The 16,060-nt window shown below is 66.8% G+C and carries 13 protein-coding genes; 5 read left to right on the plus strand and 8 right to left on the minus strand.

The annotated features are described in order from the left end of the window. The 4 genes from RPB_RS04455 to RPB_RS04470 form a co-directional block, all read right to left on the minus strand. A complete protein-coding gene (locus tag RPB_RS04455) occupies positions 1–1,029 on the minus strand; it encodes an amidohydrolase family protein (protein WP_011439777.1) in 1,029 nt (342 codons plus the stop codon). 170 nt (positions 1,030–1,199) lie between these two features. Next, positions 1,200–2,318, minus strand: a complete 1,119-nt coding sequence (locus tag RPB_RS04460) for a 4-oxalomesaconate tautomerase (RefSeq protein ID WP_011439778.1) — start codon at positions 2,316–2,318, stop codon at positions 1,200–1,202. Positions 2,319–2,459: 141 nt separating this feature from the next. After that, positions 2,460–3,362: a LysR substrate-binding domain-containing protein gene (locus tag RPB_RS04465; protein WP_011439779.1), complete on the minus strand. Its 903-nt coding sequence runs from the start codon at positions 3,360–3,362 to the stop codon at positions 2,460–2,462. Between the two features lie 24 nt (positions 3,363–3,386). After that, the gene (locus RPB_RS04470) at positions 3,387–4,373 is read right to left on the minus strand and encodes a Bug family tripartite tricarboxylate transporter substrate binding protein (RefSeq protein WP_011439780.1); all 987 of its coding nucleotides are present in this window, start codon (positions 4,371–4,373) and stop codon (positions 3,387–3,389) included. Between the two features lie 192 nt (positions 4,374–4,565). Here RPB_RS04470 and RPB_RS04475 point away from each other — a divergent pair, with 192 nt between their 5' ends. Continuing rightward, positions 4,566–5,729, plus strand: a complete 1,164-nt coding sequence (locus RPB_RS04475) for an NADH:flavin oxidoreductase/NADH oxidase (RefSeq protein WP_011439781.1) — start codon at positions 4,566–4,568, stop codon at positions 5,727–5,729. 105 nt (positions 5,730–5,834) lie between these two features. Here the strand turns inward: RPB_RS04475 and RPB_RS04480 are convergent, their stop codons facing one another. Together RPB_RS04480 and RPB_RS04485 are read right to left on the minus strand one after the other, a co-directional pair. Then, complete coding sequence (locus RPB_RS04480) at positions 5,835–6,203, minus strand: hypothetical protein (RefSeq protein WP_011439782.1); 369 nt, start codon at positions 6,201–6,203, stop codon at positions 5,835–5,837. 218 nt (positions 6,204–6,421) lie between these two features. Beyond that, a complete protein-coding gene (locus RPB_RS04485) occupies positions 6,422–8,080 on the minus strand; it encodes an FAD-binding dehydrogenase (RefSeq protein WP_011439783.1) in 1,659 nt (552 codons plus the stop codon). Positions 8,081–8,354: 274 nt separating this feature from the next. On the opposite strand from RPB_RS04485, the gene RPB_RS04490 reads away from it, so the two are divergent. Both RPB_RS04490 and RPB_RS04495 read left to right on the plus strand, forming a co-directional pair. Next, positions 8,355–8,813, plus strand: coding sequence for a hypothetical protein (locus RPB_RS04490; protein ID WP_011439784.1), 459 nt, complete (start codon positions 8,355–8,357; stop codon positions 8,811–8,813). A gap of 165 nt (positions 8,814–8,978) precedes the next feature. Next, a complete protein-coding gene (locus RPB_RS04495; protein WP_011439785.1) occupies positions 8,979–9,578 on the plus strand; it encodes an SCO family protein in 600 nt (199 codons plus the stop codon). Here the strand turns inward: RPB_RS04495 and RPB_RS04500 are convergent. Next, on the minus strand, positions 9,523–11,544 hold the full coding sequence (locus tag RPB_RS04500) for a glycosyltransferase family 2 protein (protein WP_011439786.1): 2,022 nt from the start codon (positions 11,542–11,544) through the stop codon (positions 9,523–9,525). The two genes, RPB_RS04495 and RPB_RS04500, sit on opposite strands and share 56 nt — an antisense overlap. Before the next feature lie 143 nt (positions 11,545–11,687). On the opposite strand from RPB_RS04500, the gene RPB_RS04505 reads away from it, so the two are divergent. Both RPB_RS04505 and RPB_RS04510 read left to right on the plus strand, forming a co-directional pair. Continuing rightward, positions 11,688–12,560, plus strand: a complete 873-nt coding sequence (locus tag RPB_RS04505; RefSeq protein ID WP_011439787.1) for a transporter substrate-binding domain-containing protein — start codon at positions 11,688–11,690, stop codon at positions 12,558–12,560. A gap of 39 nt (positions 12,561–12,599) precedes the next feature. Beyond that, entirely contained in the window at positions 12,600–14,237 is a 1,638-nt protein-coding gene (locus RPB_RS04510; protein ID WP_011439788.1) for a lysine--tRNA ligase, read from the plus strand. Between the two features lie 15 nt (positions 14,238–14,252). On the opposite strand, the gene RPB_RS04515 is transcribed toward RPB_RS04510, so the two are convergent. Next, positions 14,253–15,875, minus strand: a complete 1,623-nt coding sequence (locus tag RPB_RS04515) for a methyl-accepting chemotaxis protein (RefSeq protein ID WP_011439789.1) — start codon at positions 15,873–15,875, stop codon at positions 14,253–14,255. Between the last annotated feature and the right edge of the window lie 185 nt (positions 15,876–16,060).

Raw genomic sequence — 16,060 nt, forward strand, 5'->3', positions numbered from 1 at the left:
CTACTTCCCCTTGGCCTTGAGGGCGGCGTCCAGCCGCGGATAGACGCGGCGCGCATTGCCTTCGTAGATCTGCTGCTTCTCGGCCGGCGTCAGGATCGTCGACGCCTCGATGTAGCGCTTGGTGTCGTCGTAGTAGAAGCCGGTCTCCGGATCGATGCCGCGCACCGCGCCGATCATCTCCGAGGCGAACAGCACGTTGTCGACCGGAATCACCTTGGTCAAGAGATCGATGCCGGGCTGGTGATACACGCAGGTATCGAAGAAGATGTTGTTGAGGAGATGATCCTTCAGCAGCGGCTTTTTCAATTCCTGCGCCAGCCCACGGAACCGGCCCCAGTGATACGGCACCGCGCCGCCGCCGTGCGGGATCACGAATTTCAGCGTCGGGAAATCCTTGAACAGGTCCGAGGTCAGACATTGCATGAAGGCGGTGGTGTCGGCGTTGAGATAATGCGCGCCGGTGGTGTGGAAGCAGGCGTTGCAGCTGGTCGAGACGTGGATCATCGCCGGGATATCCAGCTCGACCATCTTCTCGTAGATCGGATACCACTGCCGGTCGCTCAGCGGCGGCGAGGTCCAGTGCCCGCCGGACGGATCGGGATTGAGATTGATCGCGACGAAACCGTAGTCCCTGACGCACTTCTCGAGTTCGGGAATACACGTCTTCGGATCGACGCCCGGCGATTGCGGCAGCATCGCCGCGCCGATGAAATTGTCCGGGAACAGTTGCGCGACGCGGTGACACAGCTCGTTGCAGATCGCCGCCCAGGTCGAGGAGACGTTGAAGTCGCCGATATGGTGCGCCATGAACGAGGCGCGCGGCGAGAAGACCGTGAGGTCGCTGCCGCGCTCCTGCATCTTCTTCAGCTGGTTGTCGATGATCGACGCGCGCAGCTCGTCGTCGCTGATCTTCAGCTCGGACACTTTCGGCATCGCGGACGGGTCCTTGATGCCGGCGATCTGGCGGTTGCGCCAATCCTCCAGCGCCTTCGGGGCGGTGGTGTAGTGACCGTGAATGTCGATGATCATCGGGTGTCCTCGAATAGTCTGTGGCCGTCATTGCCGGGCTTGACCCGGCAATCCATCCTCTTGAGATGATGGATACGCGGGTCAAGCCCGCGTATGACGTCCGTGGCTTGTGGCGTCGCTCGCACGAACAGCGCGGGCTTCGATGTTATTTCTTCTCTGCATTCGATGCCTCAACCCGCCTGCCGCAGGGCTGCGTCGCCGGCCGTCTTCCCGCCCCACACCGACGCCGGCACCATCGCCTCGCCGCGCATGATCAGCCGCGCGGTGCGCAGCAAAGCGGCGCGGGTGACGGTTTGCGGGTTGGCCGGATCGACCTCGATCTCGACCGAGAATTCGCCGGTCGGGTGTTCGACCGAGATCTGTTTGATCGTGCCGTCCGGCACCTGCGCGATGCCCTGCGTCACCGAGCCGTCGAGCACGCAGGCGGTCGCCACCGTCACCGCGGCGAGCACGCCGATGGCGTCGTGGCAGACATGCGGGATGAAGCTGCGGGTGGTGATGCTGCCACCCGCGCGCGGCGCGGTGATCAGCGTCATCTTCGGATAGTTTTTCGCGGTGACGTCGCCGAGCTGCATGGCGTGGCCGCAGGCGATCCGCAGCCGCTCCAGCCGCGCCTTGAGGTCGGTATCGGCATTGAGCTGCGCGACACCCTCATAGCCGGTGCGGCCGACGGCCTCGGCCCTGAACATCACCAGCGGCATGCCGTTGTCGATGCAGGTCACCTCGACGCCGTCGATGACGTCGCGGACGTTACCGGTCGGCAGCAGTGAGGGCGCCACCGAGCCCGCGGTGTCGAGGAAGTTGATCTTGATCGGCGCCGAGGTGCCCGGCGCGCCGTCGATCCGCGCGTCGCCGTCATAGCTGACGTGACCGTCCGGCGTTTGCACGGTGATGTCGCATTGCATGTCGGTGTTGAGCGTCAGCACGCGCAGGGTCGTGGTGTCGCCCTGCGGCTGCACCAGTCCGGTTTCCAGCGCGAACGGCACCACCGCGGCGAGCATGTTGCCGCAGTTCGGCGTGGTGTCGACACTGTCCTTGTCGGGCTGCAATTGCGCGAACAGAAAGTCGAGATCGACGCCGGGCTTGGAGCCTTTCGCGACGATGCCGACCTTGCTGGTCAAGGGATGCGCGCCGCCGAGGCCGTCGATCTGGCGACGATCCGGCGATCCCATCACCGCGAGCAGCACTCTGTCGCGGGTGGCAATGTCGCTCGGCAGATCGGCAGCATTGAAGAAGGGGCCGCGAGAGGTCCCGCCGCGCATGAACAGGCAGGGGATGGCCGTCTGCATTCGCTTCCTTCCCGGATTATTATGCCATTGTGGCGTTGGCGGCCGGACGACGCCACCGCCGCGTCTCAATAACAGCTATCGGGTTAAGGTATGGCAAAGTCGTGCCGCCATGCCGCCCCAGCACTGCAACGCGCGGCGCGCTCAGTTCGGCAGGCTGCGCGCCAGTTCCGTCAGCAGCCGCATGGTATATTGCGCGAGCGGCGTCGGCCGTCTCGTCGCGGACACCGCGAGGCACAGCGCGCTGGTCGCCGCGGGGTCTATCAGCCTGCGCGAACTCAGTTCGGCCGCGCGCGGCGAGGCGGCGACGCCGCTCGCGGTCAGTACCGCATGGCCGTAGCCGGCGCAGACCAGTTCGATGATCGACGGCACGCTCGAGACTTCCCAGGCGATGTCGAGCTTGACCCCGGCGAGCGCCGCCTGGGTCTCGAGCAGCCGGCGCATCGCATGGACGCGCTCCGGCACGATCAGCGGATAGGCCGACAGTTCCTTGAACGGCAGCGGCGGCGCCGGCTGGCCGCGCTTGCCCTTCGGGGCCCGGCTGACGAGGCCGAGCGGTTCCTGCAGCAGCGGCGTGATGTCGATACCGGATTGCGCTTCCGGATTGTACACGAGCCCGACATCGGCGCGGCCGGTGGTGACCCATTCGACGATATGCGACGACAGCCCCTCGACGATCGCGAGCCGCGCCGCCGGCAGTTCGCGCTTGAAGCGGTCGATCAGCGGCAGCGTGAGCTGGCGTCCGATCGACGGCGGCAGGCCGATGGTGACGCGGCCGACCGGCGCGTCGCGGCTGGCGCCGAGATCCTCGCGCGCATGCGCCACCATCTGCATGATGCCGACGCTGTGGTCGAACAGCCGGCGCCCCGCTTCCGTCAGCGCCACGCCGCGGCCGTTGCGCAGGAACAATTGCTGATTGAGTTCGGTCTCCAGCCCACGGACCTGCCGGCTCAGCGCCGGCTGCGCGATGTCGAGCATCATCGCCGCCTTGCTGAACGAGCCGAGCTCGGCCACGCGCATGAAATATTCGAGCTGCTTGAGATTCATCGAATGCCTTGCCCGGACGGGCCGCTATTGTTTCTCGATCCCGGAGGTCTCGATCACGGCCTTCCATTTCTCGATGTCGGCGCGCAGTCGCGTCGCGAGCTGGTCCGGCGTCGAGCCGCGCGCGTCGACGCCGAGGTCGAGCAGCTGTTTCTTCAGCGCCGGTTCGGCGAGGATCTCCTGCAGCGCGCGGTTCAGCGTGCTGATCACCGCCGGCGGCGTCGCGGCCGGCGCGAACAGCGCGTTCCAGGATTCGATGCTCACTTCCAGTCCGTTTTCGCGCAGCGTCGGCACGTTCGGCGTGATCTTGGAGCGCAGCGGCCCCGAGGCGGCCAGCGTGCGGATCTTGCCGTCGGCGAGGCTGCCCTTCAGCGCCGAGTAGCTGTCGATCGCCATGTCGAGATTGCCCTGCAGCAGCGACACCAAGACGTCCGGCGTGCCACGATGCGGAATCGTGACGAAGTCGATCCCCGCCGCGGTCTTGAACATGCCGGCCGCGAGATTCTGCGTGCTGCCGAGAATGATGGTGCCGACATTGAATCGGCCCGGGCTCTGCTTGCCCGCCTTGATGAACTCTTCCATCGTCTTGTAGGGCGCATCGGCCCGGACCGTGAACAGGAAGTCGAAGAAGCCGAGAGTCGAGATCGGCGCGAAGTCCTTGACCGGATCGAACGGCAGCTTCTTGAACAGCGAGGCGCTGATCGCGGTGCCGTTCGACAGCAGCGCCAGCGTGTAGCCGTCGGGCTGCGCCGCGATCACGGTGCGCGCCGCACTGATGCCGCCGGCGCCGGGCTGGTTCTCGATGTAGAAGCGGCTGCCGAGCTTGGCGCCGAGCTTGTCGGCGACCAGCCGGGCGGTGATGTCGGCGACGCCGCCGGCGGCGAACGGCACCACGATGCGGACGGGGCGCGCGGGATACAGTCCTTCGGCCGCGGCGCCGTGGAGCGGCAGCAGCGTGGTCAAAAGTGCGAGCGCGGCGAGGCGGAAGGTGCTTTGTCGGCTGATCAGGGTCATCCTTCGACGATAGTCCAAAAGGGCTCGAATTCACAATCACAGCAAGCAATTGACCCAGGTTGCGCAGGTCCGCCGAATTCCGCCGGGCGGGTGACGTCGGACGTATTCACGCACCGGTTGACGCTCTCGCCGTCGCAGTGCAGACCCTGAGACCGTCACGCACGTCAAACGCCCAGAGCTGTGGAGTGTCCGATGTCGCAGCCGCCGCTGTTCCGCCCGTTCACCTTGCGCGGCATCACCGCCAAGAACCGCATCCTGATCTCGCCGATGTGCCAGTACTCGGCGGTCGACGGCGTCGCCAACGACTGGCACCTCGTCCATCTCGGCAAGTTCGCCCAAGGCGGCGCCGGCATCGTGATGGTGGAAGCCACCGCTGTCACGGCCAATGGCCGTATCACCCATGGCGACCTCGGGCTGTGGCACGACGGCCAGATCAAGCCGCTGGAGCGGATCGCCGCGTTCCTGCGCGACAATGGCGCGGTGCCGGCGATCCAGCTCGCCCATGCCGGGCGCAAGGCCAGCATGCAGCGACCGTGGTACGGCAACGCCGCGCTCACCGCGGAAGATCGCGCGCGCGGCGACGAGCCGTGGCCGATCGTCGCGCCGAGTTCGGTGCCGATGGAGGACGGCTGGCTGATGCCGCAGGAACTGTCCGAAGATCAGCTCGACGACCTGCTCGAGGCCTGGCGCGCCGCGACGCTGCGCGCGGTCGAGGCCGGCTTCGAAATGCTCGAAGTGCATTGCGCCCACGGCTATCTGCTGCATTCGTTCCTGTCGCCGCTGTCCAACATGCGGACCGACGCTTACGGCGGCAGCCGCGCCGGGCGAATGCGGTTTCCGTTGCAGGTGATCGAGACGGTGCGCGCCGTCTGGCCCGCCCCGCTGCCGCTGGCGGTGCGAGTGTCGTCGGTCGACGGGGTCGAGGGCGGCATCGAGCTCGCCGATTCGGTGGTGTTCGCGCGCGAGGCCAAGGCGCGGGGCGCCGACATCATCGACTGCTCGTCGGGCGGGCTGCTCGGCTCGGCCACCGCGGCGCGCATTCCGCGGGGCTATGGCTTCCAGGTGCCGTTCGCCGAGACCATCCGCAAGGAAGCCGAGATTCCGACCATCGCGGTCGGGCTGATCCTGCATCCGGACCAGGCGGAATCGATCGTCGAGCAGGGCCAGGCCGATCTGGTCGCGATCGGCCGCGAGGCGCTGTTCGATCCGAACTGGACGCTGCACGCCCAGCTCGAACTCACCGAGGACGACGAGGTGTTCGCCGACTGGCCGAAGCAATATGGCTGGTGGCTGGAACGCCGCGAGGCGGGGCTGCGCAAGCTCGAAGGCCGCAAGCTGCCGCACCGGCGGGGGTGATCTTCGTCATCGCGAGGAGCGCAGCGACGAAGCAATCCAGCTCCGTGGCGTGCGGCTGGATTGCGTCGCTTCGCTCGCAATGACGGAGATAGAGTCGTTGATTGCCTACCAGCCGCAGCCGCCGCAGCGCGGGCGCACCGGGGCGTAGTAGACCCGCGCCGGGGCCACCATCTCGACGCGCTCGCGGGTCGCGTATCGCGGCGGGATGCGCTCGTATTCGACGCCTTCCGGCGCGACCATCACGGTCTTCGGCACCATCACGGTGCGGTACTGCGCCGGCGTGCGGTGCGCGACGACGCGGCCCGGCGCCACCATCACGGTCTCTTCGACAGTGCGGTATTGCGGCGGCACGACCTGCTGCTGATAGCAGGTGTGGCAGGGCGGCGGCGTGTAGCAGCCGTAGCAGGCCGAAGCGGCGGTCGGCAGCGCGACGGCGGCGAGCGCGGTGATGATAGCGGCGGCGAGGCGTGACATGACTGGCGTCCCCTTCAGCTGTTTGCGACGAACGTCCTTGCGACGTATTCGAACGCATCAATGCGGCCGCCGCTCCCGGTCGTCAACGACAGAGCGGAATTAGGCTTTACGGAGATCATTAACGACGGCTTGCCGGCGCGCCGCGCAAGCTGAGCGCTGCTGTTAGTACTCTGTCAGCCGGCGTCCGCATCGCGCGCCGTTGAGGACTAATTCGCCTGTCACGCCACCGCTTTCGCCGCCGCGCGGCCGGCGTTGCGGCCGGAGAACAGGCAGCCGCCGAGGAAGGTGCCTTCGAGCGAGCGATAGCCGTGCATGCCGCCGCCGCCGAAGCCGGCGGCTTCGCCGACCGCGTACAGCCCCGGAATGATCGCGCCGTCCTGGCCGAACACCCGCGCGTCGAGATCGGTCTCGAATCCGCCGAGCGTCTTGCGGGTGAGGATGTTGAGCCGCACCGCGATCAGCGGGCCGTAGGCGGGATCGAGAATCTTGTGCGGCTTCGCGGTGCGGATCAGCCGGTCGCCGATATAGCGCCGCGCATTGTGGATGTTCATCACCTGCGCGTCCTTGACGAAGGCATTGTCGATCTCGCGGTCGCGCGCCTCGATCTGGCTGCGCAGTTCGCCCGGCTTCAGCAGATTGTCGCCGCTGAGCGCGTTCATCGCGACGACCAGATCGTCGAGATTGTCGCGGACGATGAAGTCGGCGCCGTGCTGCTTGAACGCTTCGACCGGCGCCGGCGCGGCCTTGTTGGTGGCGCGGCGCGCGGTCATCAGCCAGCTCTTGCCGGTCAGGTCCGGATTCTGCTCGGAACCCGACAGCGCGAATTCCTTCTTGATGATCGCCTGCGTCAGCACGAACCAGGAATAGTCGTAGCCGGTCGCCATGATGGCGTGGAGCTGGCCGAGCGTGTCGGAGCCGGGAAACAGCGGCGCCGGCAGCCGTTTGCCGGTGGCGTCGAACCACATCGACGACGGTCCGGGTAAAATCCGGATGCCGTGGCGCGGCCAGATCGGATCGAAATTCTGCAGGCCCTCGACATAGTGCCACATCCGGTCGCGGTTGATCAGCCGCGCGCCGGCGGCCTCGGTGATGCCGAGCATCCGGCCGTCGACATGCGCGGGCACGCCGGAGATCATCCGTTGCGGCGGCTTGCCCAGCCGCTGCGGCCAATTCTGTCGCACCAGCTCGTGATTGCCGCCGATGCCGCCGGAGGCGACGATCACCGCCTGGGCGCGCAGCGTGAAGTCACCGATCACCTTGCGCGAACTACTTGCGCCGCGCGGCGCCTGCGTCGGCTCGAGCACCGCGCCGCTGACGCCCTCGACGACGCCGTTGGTCAGCGTCAGCGCATCGACGCGGTGGCGGAACCGGAAGCCGAGCCGGCCGGAATCCTGTGCGGCGCGGGCGCGGCGCACGAACGGTTCGATCAGCCCGGGCCCGGTGCCCCAGGTGACATGGAAGCGCGGCACCGAATTGCCGTGGCTCATGGCGTCGTAGCCGCCGCGCTCGGCCCAGCCGACCACCGGAAAGATCCTGTGCCCCATTGCGCGCAGCCAGTCGCGCTTCTCGCCGGCGGCGAAGCCGAGATAGGCTTCGGCCCAGCGCCGCGGCCACAGATCCTCGTCGCGGTCGAAACCGGCCGCGCCGAGCCAGTCCTGCAGCGCGAGTTCGTAGCTGTCGCGAATTCCAAGCCGGCGTTGCTCCGGCGAGTCGACCAGGAACAGGCCGCCGAACGACCAGAACGCCTGGCCGCCGCAATTCTGTTCGCCCTCCTGATCGATCACGATCACCGAGCGTCCGGCGTCCGCGATCTCGGTGGCGGCGACCAGACCGGCGAGGCCGGCGCCGATCACGATCACGTCCGCATCTGTCGTCATGGGCGTTCCCTGTGGAGGAACCGATTGAAACGCGCGCGGCCCGGCGCGGTCAACGGCTTTCGTGTCCATGCTGTTTCAGATTGGGACCCGGACTCGTGCCGAGTGCATCCCGCCTGCAACACTCGATTTGAATTTAATTGGAGCGAGGCTCGCGATCTGGACAAACAGCCGATCCGAAATCACGCTGATGAAGCGTCCTGAATCGGCTTCGCCCGATTCAAGACGGCGACGCAGGCAGACTTGGAACAGCCGACTGAACTGACTGGGGCGGGGCATGAGATTGCTGACGGGATTGCTGGCGGCGGTTCTGCTTCTCGCCGGTGCGGCATCGGCCCAAGCCGTGGTCCGGATCGCCGACGATCGCGGCGGCCGCATCGGAACCTACGTCGACAAGTATCAGAGCCTGCGTTCCTCCGGCGAAACGGTGGTGATCGACGGTCTGTGCGCTTCCGCCTGCACCATCGTGCTCGGCGCTGTGCCGCACCACAAGATCTGCGTCACCTCGCGCGCCAATCTCGGCTTCCATGCCGCCTGGGATCTCGGCTCCAACGGTCGCGCGGTCACCAATCCCGAAGCGACGCAGATGCTGTACACGATGTATCCGGCCGAGATCCGCCGCTGGATTGCCAAGCGCGGCGGGTTGACGCGGCAGATGATCTTCCTGCGCGGCAAGCAGCTGATGTCGATGTACCGCCCGTGCTATATGGACGCACAGGCCTCCGCGTCGCGATGACGGGACGCGCGCCGCTCCGCATCACGTGATCCCACGATCGGCGAGCGCGCTTGCCGGCCGCCGCGCTGCGCTCTATGGCTTCGGCACATGCGGCGCCGCGCCGTGTGGATCTTGCCGGTGCGCGGACGCTCGCTTCGCCGACCGGCTCTCGACGAGGATTCCGCGATGGCCGCACCAGCCTCTTCCACCCGTCCGCTCGTCATCATCGCGGCGTTCGCCGGCAGTCTGGTCGTTGGCCTGGTGGTGGTGCTGTGGCTGCTCGGCGGGTTGAACAAGGTCGCGGCCCCGGCGTCGATCGGCGGCCCATTCCAGCTCACCGACCACAACGGCCGGATCGTCACCGAGCAGAGCCTGAAGGGTAAACCGACGCTGATCTTCTTCGGCTTCACCCGCTGCCCCGATGTCTGCCCGACCTCGTTGTTCGAGATCACCCAGGTGCTGCAGGCGCTGGGTCCCGACGCCGACCGCCTCAACGCCTATTTCGTCTCGGTCGATCCGGAGCGCGACACGCCGGAGTCGATGAAGGAGTATCTGTCGAGCTTCGATCCGCATCTCAAGGGACTGATCGGCTCGCGCGAGGCCACCGACAAGATCGAGAAGGGCTACCGGGTCTACGCCAAGAAGGTCCCGACCTCGGATGGCGACTACACGATGGATCATACTGCGCTGATCTATCTGATGGACAAGGACGGCAGGTTCGTCGCCCCGTTCAACATGAAGCGGAAGCCCGAAGAGGCCGCCGCGGATCTGAAGCGCTATCTCTGACGAGCGTTTTCCCGACGGCCTTCGGCGAAGGGGCGGCACGCGCGGCGACGCCGTGCTCGGTCTTCTGCCAATGATGCGGCTTCCACACCAGTTCGCCGAGCGCGCGCCAGGCCGCGATCGACAGGCAGATCCAGTACAGCGGCATCAGCAGCAGCCAGGCCGCATCGTGCAGCCGACCGATCCGCTTCAGGCCGATCGCAGCGACGACCGCGCTGCCGACGTATCCGGCGGCGACGGCCAGACCGTGGAGCGAGGCCCACGGCGAAGGCGGGGACAGCGGCTCGCCCTGCGCGAGCGCGAGCCCTGTCGTGGCGAGGTCCAGGAGCAGCAGCGGATGGATCAGGGCGGACAGCACGCTGCCGCCGACGAACAGGTTCAGCGCCAGCACGCCGCGCCAGCCGGCGTCGCGCCAGAACAGCCGGGGCCGGCGCATGTGCACGCACCAGGTCTGCATCCAGCCTTTCATCCAGCGGGTGCGCTGGCCGAGCCACGCGGCGAGGCCGATCGGCGCCTCTTCGAAGGTGCGGGAGTCGAAGCTGATGGCGCTGTAGCCGAACCGCGCCAGCCGGAAGCCGAGATCGGCATCCTCCGTCACGTTGTAAGCATCCCAACCGCCCACCTCGCGCAGCACGGCGGTGCGGAAGTGATTCGACGAGCCGCCGAGCGGCAGCGGCAGACCCAGTCGCGTCAGGCCGGGCAGCACCGCCTCGAACTGGCCGGCATATTCGGCGAGGAACAGCCGCGACAGCCAGCTATGGGTGATGTTGTCGATGCACAGGCCGGCCTGGACGCAGCCGGTCGTCGGCCCGCCGCGCGCGAAGGCGTCGAGCGCGGCGCGAAGCTGATCGGGCTCCGGGCGGTCCTCGGCGTCGAACACCGTCACCATGCCGCCGCGCACGAACGGCAGCGCGTAGTTGAGCGCCTTCGGCTTGGTCCTGGGCCCGACCGCCGGCGCAATCAGCACGCGCAGATGTGGTCGCGGCCCGAGCCGCGCGATCGCGGCGCGGGTGGCGAGATCGTCGAGCTCGACGACCAGAATGATGTCAAGTTTCTCGCGCGGATAGTCCAGCGCCTCGATCGCTTCGACCAGCGACGCCACCGACGCCGCCTCGCGATACAGCGCCGCGATCGCGGTGTAGATCGGCAATGCGTCGTCCGGCCGGCGCGCCGATCGTGGTGCGGGCGGTCGCGGCTGCAGGCTCGCCGCCAGCCGCAATCCGATGAAGCCGAGAAACAGCAGCGCCGTGACCACGCCGGAATGGACGGCGCACAGCAGCGGCAAGGCGGCGGCCAGCAACGCACCGGCCGCCGCGCGCCTGAGCCCGGTCCGCCAGCCGATCTCGACATCGCAGGGTGAAACCGCCAGCGCGGGATAGCGGCGCTGCAGGCCGAAGCTCGCGTGCTGCGCCAGGCCCTGACCGGTCTGCTGCAGGAACTGCTGCATCGCGCACTGGGGGGCGACGCGAAACCGGCTGCGCAGCGATGGATGATCGTGCAGCACGCCGCACAAGGTGCGCGCCGCCATCCGCCGTGGCGCCATCGCCCATACCAGGTCGCCGTTCTGCCGCAGCGGCATCACCCCCGCCGCCGCGGCGAACCGCATCTGGTCGTCGCACAACGGCGTGTCGTCGCGGCCGACCTGCGCAAAATCCTCGGGGGCGATCCGGAGATGCCGGGCCAGTCGATGCAGATAAGTCGTTTCGTCGATCACGCCCCATCGGATCAGCACCTGATCGGCACCCGTTCCGAGTTCGCCGGCGCGCCGGCGGGCGGCCTCCAGCAGGTTCGGTGGCAGCACACCGCGCAGGCAATTCAGTTCGGGACTCTGCGGCGGCACGGTCGCAGCATCGACGGCGGACCCGTTCCAGCAGGCGAGAAAGCCCGGCCGCCCCGGCCATGGCGAGGTCCCCGCGTGCCTGCCGCGCTGCTCCACCGCAACGTTGTGTCCGGCGCGGTCGGCGACCATGGAACGCCCTTACGCAAACGGCACTCGCGTCTCGCGCCGGATGGTCTATAAGATCGCCGGTGCGGATCCCGACTATGCAACCATGGATTGAGTTCTTGATCAACGGCCGATCGGCCGTGGCGCGGCCATTGTTCGGGGCCGTGATGCGGCCATTGCTGATGGCGCTGATGCTGTTCGGTGCTCTGCTGCCGCTGTGCGACGCGCACGCGGCCGAGACCGGCGCGGAAGCCAAGGCCGTCGCGGCGGCGACTGCGCATGCCGTGCCGGGATTCTGGGACCCGCGGCGGCGCCCGGATCGGCCCGACCTGTCGCGCCTCACCGTGATCCGGTTTCTCACCGAGACCGACTATCCGCCGTTCAATTTCACCGGCGCCGACGGCAATCCGGCCGGCTTCAATGTCGATCTGGCGCGGGCGCTGTGCGAGGAGATGAAGGTCACCTGCACGGTGCAGATGCGGCGGTTCGAGACGCTGCTCGATGCGCTGGCGAGCAATCGCGGCGACGCCATCATCGCATCGCTGGCGGTGACGCCGCAGACCCGCGGCAAGGTCGATTTCACCGATCCTTATTACCGCGCGCCCGGCCGTTTCGTCGCCCGCAAGGACGCGGTGCTGCCGGAAATCCGCCCGGAATATCTCGAGGGCAAGAAGGTCGGCGCGATCGCCGGCTCCGCGCACGAGGCCTATCTCAAGGCAATGTTCACCGACGCCGAGTTGCATTCCTACCCGAACGACGAGGCGCTGCGGGCGGCGCTGCGGCGCGGCGAGGTCGACTTCATCTTCGGCGACGCGATCTCGCTGGCGTTCTGGATCAACGGCACCGATTCCGAGAATTGCTGCGCCTTCAGCGGCGGTCCGTTCACCGAAAGTCGCTATTTCGGCGAGGGCGTCGGCATCGCGGTCCGCAAGGGCAACGATCTGCTGCGCCAGTCGCTGAACTGGGCGCTGTTCCGGGTCTGGGAGAAGGGCCGCTACACCGATCTGTGGCTGCGGTATTTTTCCGTCAGCCCGTTCTGACAAATTCGAAAGACCCGCCTCGCGCGGTTGGAGACCTTGATGACCACGACCGATCTGCCCAGCGCGTCCGACCTGCGCACGCTCGCCGAACAATCCAACGCCTGGCCGTTCGAGCAGGCGCGCGCGCTGGTGAACCGCCTGAAAAAGCAGCCGAAGGACGAGGTGCTGTTCGAGACCGGCTACGGCCCGTCCGGCCTGCCGCATATCGGCACCTTCGGCGAGGTCGCCCGCACCACCATGGTGCGCCACGCCTTCCGGGTGCTGACCGACGACAAGATCAAGACCAAGCTGCTGGCGTTTTCCGACGACATGGACGGGCTGCGCAAGGTGCCGGACAATGTGCCGAACAAGGAGATGCTGGCGCAGCATCTCGGCAAGTCGCTGACCAGCGTGCCCGACCCGTTCGGCACCCACGAGTCGTTCGGCGCGCACAACAATGCGCGGCTGCGCGCCTTCCTCGACACCTTCGGCTTCGACTACGAGTTCGCCTCGGCGACCGACTACTACAAGTCCGGCCGGTTCGACGCCACGCTGCTGAAGGTGCTGCAGCGGCTCGACAAGGTGATGGCGATCATGCTGCCGAGCCTGCGCGAAGAGCGCGCCGCGAGCTACTCGCCGTTTCTCCCCGTGTGTCCGCGCACCGGCGTGGTGCTGCAGGTGCCGATCGTGGATCACGACGTCGCCGCCGGCACGGTGTCCTACGACGATCCGGAGACCAAGGAGCGGGTGACGCTCCCGGTCACCGGCGGGCATTGCAAATTGCAGTGGAAGCCCGACTGGGCGATGCGCTGGACCGCGCTCGGCGTCGACTACGAAATGGCCGGCAAGGACCTGATCGATTCGGTGAAGCTGTCCGGCAAGATCGCGCAGGCGATCGGCGGCACGCCGCCGGAGGGCTTCAACTACGAGCTGTTCCTCGACGACAAGGGCCAGAAGATCTCCAAGTCGAAGGGCAACGGTCTCACCATCGATGAATGGCTGCGCTACGCCTCGCCGGAATCGCTGTCGCTGTTCATGTATCGCGAGCCGAAGGCGGCGAAGCGGCTGTATTTCGACGTCATCCCGCGCAATGTCGACGAGTATCAGCAGTTCCTCGACGGCTTTGGCCGGCAGGACGCCAAGCAGCAACTCGCCAATCCGGTCTGGCACATTCACAGCGGCAATCCGCCGAAATCCGACATGCCGGTGACGTTCCAGCTGCTGCTGACGCTGGTGTCGTCGTCGAACGCCGAGAACGCCGAGACGCTGTGGGGCTTCATCGGCCGCTACCGGCCGGGCGTGACGCCGCAGACCCATCCGAAGCTCGACGCCATGGTCGGCTACGCGATCAACTACTATCGCGACTTCGTGGCGCCGACGAAGGTGTTCCGCGATCCGACCGATCAGGAGCGCGCCGCCTTGCAGGATCTGCGCGATGCTCTGTCGCAATTGGCGCCGGACTCGACCGCGGAAGCGATCCAGGACGTGGTCTACGAGATCGGCCGCCGCGAGCCGTTCCTCGACCACAAGAAGGCCGCCAAGGACGGCAAGCCGGGCGTGTCGCTCGACTGGTTCAACATGCTGTACCAGGTGCTGCTCGGCCAGGAAAAAGGCCCGCGCTTCGGCTCCTTCGTGGCGGTCTACGGCCTCAACAATGCGGTCGCGATGATCGACGGCGCGCTGGCGCGCAGCGCGTAGTCTCGCAAGACTTGATCAAGCGGCGCGCACCGCTGCCGAGAAGCGGTCGACCTCGGTCTTGAGGTGGCGGCTTTCCGCGAGCAGCGAGGCGGCCAGATCGTGGACATGCGCGGACGCCGAGCCGGTGTCCTCGGCGCCCTCGCGCACCGTCCCGATCGTGTTTGAGACGTCGGTCGCCGCGTCCGCCGACTCCCGGACGCTGACGGCAATCTCGCGCATCGCGGCGCCCTGCTGGTCGACCGCCGATGCGGTCGCATCCGAGATTTCCGAGATCTGAAGAATGGTGGTGCCGATCGCTTCGATCGCCGACACCGACAATTCGGTCGCCGTCTTCATTTGGGAAATCTGTTCGGTAATCTCCTCGGTCGCTTTTGCGGTCTGGGATGCGAGCGCCTTGACCTCCGAGGCGACGACGGCAAAGCCGCGTCCCGCCTCGCCGGCGCGGGCGGCTTCGATCGTCGCATTGAGCGCCAGCAAATTGGTCTGTGCCGCGACCGCGTTGATCAGATTGACGACATCGCCGATACGACCGGCCGCGGTCGAAAGGTCGGCGATACGCGCGTTGGTCTCCTGCGCCTGCCGGACGGCGGCCTGTGAGATGTTTTGCGCCTGCCGGACTTGCTGTCCGATCTGGGATGCGGACGAGGCGACCTCGTTGCAGGTGACGGCGGTTGATTGTGCGGTCGCGCTGGACTGTTGTGAAGCGGTCGCCACGGTAGTTGCCAGCCGCTGCGTGGAATCGACGTTGCCAGCCAGTTGGCTTGCGGCCGCTTCCATTTCGGTGGACGTCGCCGTCACGGTTTGGACGATCCTGCCGATCGCGCCATCCAACTCATCGGCAATCTTCTGCATTTCAGCCCGACGGTTCGCGTCGGCGCGCGCCTTCACCCCCTTTTCGGATTCCATCGCTTCGACCCGCAGCGCGTTGTCCTTGAACACCTGCACCGCCCGCGCCATCGCGCCGACCTCGTCGCCGCGCTCGATCGCGGGAATCGCCACCGAGCGGTCTCCGTCAGCGAGACGGCGCATCACCTCCGTCATCCCGGTGATCGGCGCGATCACGCCTTTCACGATCCCGGTCAGGCCCGCGATGAACAATAAGAAGACCGCGGACGATACACCCCACAGCAGATAGTTGAGATCGGCCGCGCGCACCGCCGTCGCCGCTTCGGTTGCGGCATTCAGATCGTTGGTCCGTTTGACGATATCGTCGATGATGGCGCGATGCGCCGTGTAGGCCTTGGTCAGGTCCCTGTAGGCCTGCATCGCCGTGTCGGGATCCTTGCTCTCGATCGCCGGGAACAGGCTGGCCTCCAGAATGTCCCAGAACTTCTTCACTTCGCGGTCGGAATCGTCGATCAGGCGTGCCTTGATCGCCGGATCGAGCGGCGCGGTGAGCCAGAATGCGTGGCGGTCCTGGTATTCTTTCTTAAGTCGGCCGAGCCGCTCGCGGCGGAGCGGGAACGAATCGGGCTCCTCGATCGCCAGCGTCGCCTCCAGATAGGCTTCAATCACGTAAGCGGGCGGCGGCAGGATGTCGGCCACCAGATCGTTGCCGAGTTTGATCTGGTCATACAGCGGTCCGCCGACCTTGAGTTGCGACAGCCCATACAGGCTTGCCCCAAAAATCGCCGTCATGCCGGACCCGATGATGAGCCCAAAAAGAAGGACGGCGCGCGTAATCGTCAGTCGCATCTGTTGTTCCGATCGTCGTGCGAGTGGCCGAACCCCCGGATATGTCGGAACTCATGATGTTAGCGTTAACGTAGCAGCGGGCCGCACCCGCCGCGGCCGCTATTTGATGCGTCGCCGGTAAACGTCCC

It is taken from the genome of Rhodopseudomonas palustris HaA2, from assembly GCF_000013365.1.
In the GTDB taxonomy this organism is placed as follows: Bacteria; Pseudomonadota; Alphaproteobacteria; order Rhizobiales; family Xanthobacteraceae; genus Rhodopseudomonas; species Rhodopseudomonas palustris_J.

Coding starts and splice junctions, on each gene's coding strand:
- RPB_RS04455 (WP_011439777.1), bottom strand. CDS start 1,029: ATGATCATCGACATTCACGGTCACTACACCACCGCCCCGAAGGCGCTG.
- RPB_RS04460 (WP_011439778.1), bottom strand. CDS start 2,318: ATGCAGACGGCCATCCCCTGCCTGTTCATGCGCGGCGGGACCTCTCGC.
- RPB_RS04465 (WP_011439779.1), bottom strand. CDS start 3,362: ATGAATCTCAAGCAGCTCGAATATTTCATGCGCGTGGCCGAGCTCGGC.
- RPB_RS04470 (WP_011439780.1), bottom strand. CDS start 4,373: ATGACCCTGATCAGCCGACAAAGCACCTTCCGCCTCGCCGCGCTCGCA.
- RPB_RS04475 (WP_011439781.1), top strand. CDS start 4,566: ATGTCGCAGCCGCCGCTGTTCCGCCCGTTCACCTTGCGCGGCATCACC.
- RPB_RS04480 (WP_011439782.1), bottom strand. CDS start 6,203: ATGTCACGCCTCGCCGCCGCTATCATCACCGCGCTCGCCGCCGTCGCG.
- RPB_RS04485 (WP_011439783.1), bottom strand. CDS start 8,080: ATGACGACAGATGCGGACGTGATCGTGATCGGCGCCGGCCTCGCCGGT.
- RPB_RS04490 (WP_011439784.1), top strand. CDS start 8,355: ATGAGATTGCTGACGGGATTGCTGGCGGCGGTTCTGCTTCTCGCCGGT.
- RPB_RS04495 (WP_011439785.1), top strand. CDS start 8,979: ATGGCCGCACCAGCCTCTTCCACCCGTCCGCTCGTCATCATCGCGGCG.
- RPB_RS04500 (WP_011439786.1), bottom strand. CDS start 11,544: ATGGTCGCCGACCGCGCCGGACACAACGTTGCGGTGGAGCAGCGCGGC.
- RPB_RS04505 (WP_011439787.1), top strand. CDS start 11,688: ATGCGGCCATTGCTGATGGCGCTGATGCTGTTCGGTGCTCTGCTGCCG.
- RPB_RS04510 (WP_011439788.1), top strand. CDS start 12,600: ATGACCACGACCGATCTGCCCAGCGCGTCCGACCTGCGCACGCTCGCC.
- RPB_RS04515 (WP_011439789.1), bottom strand. CDS start 15,875: ATGACGGCGATTTTTGGGGCAAGCCTGTATGGGCTGTCGCAACTCAAG.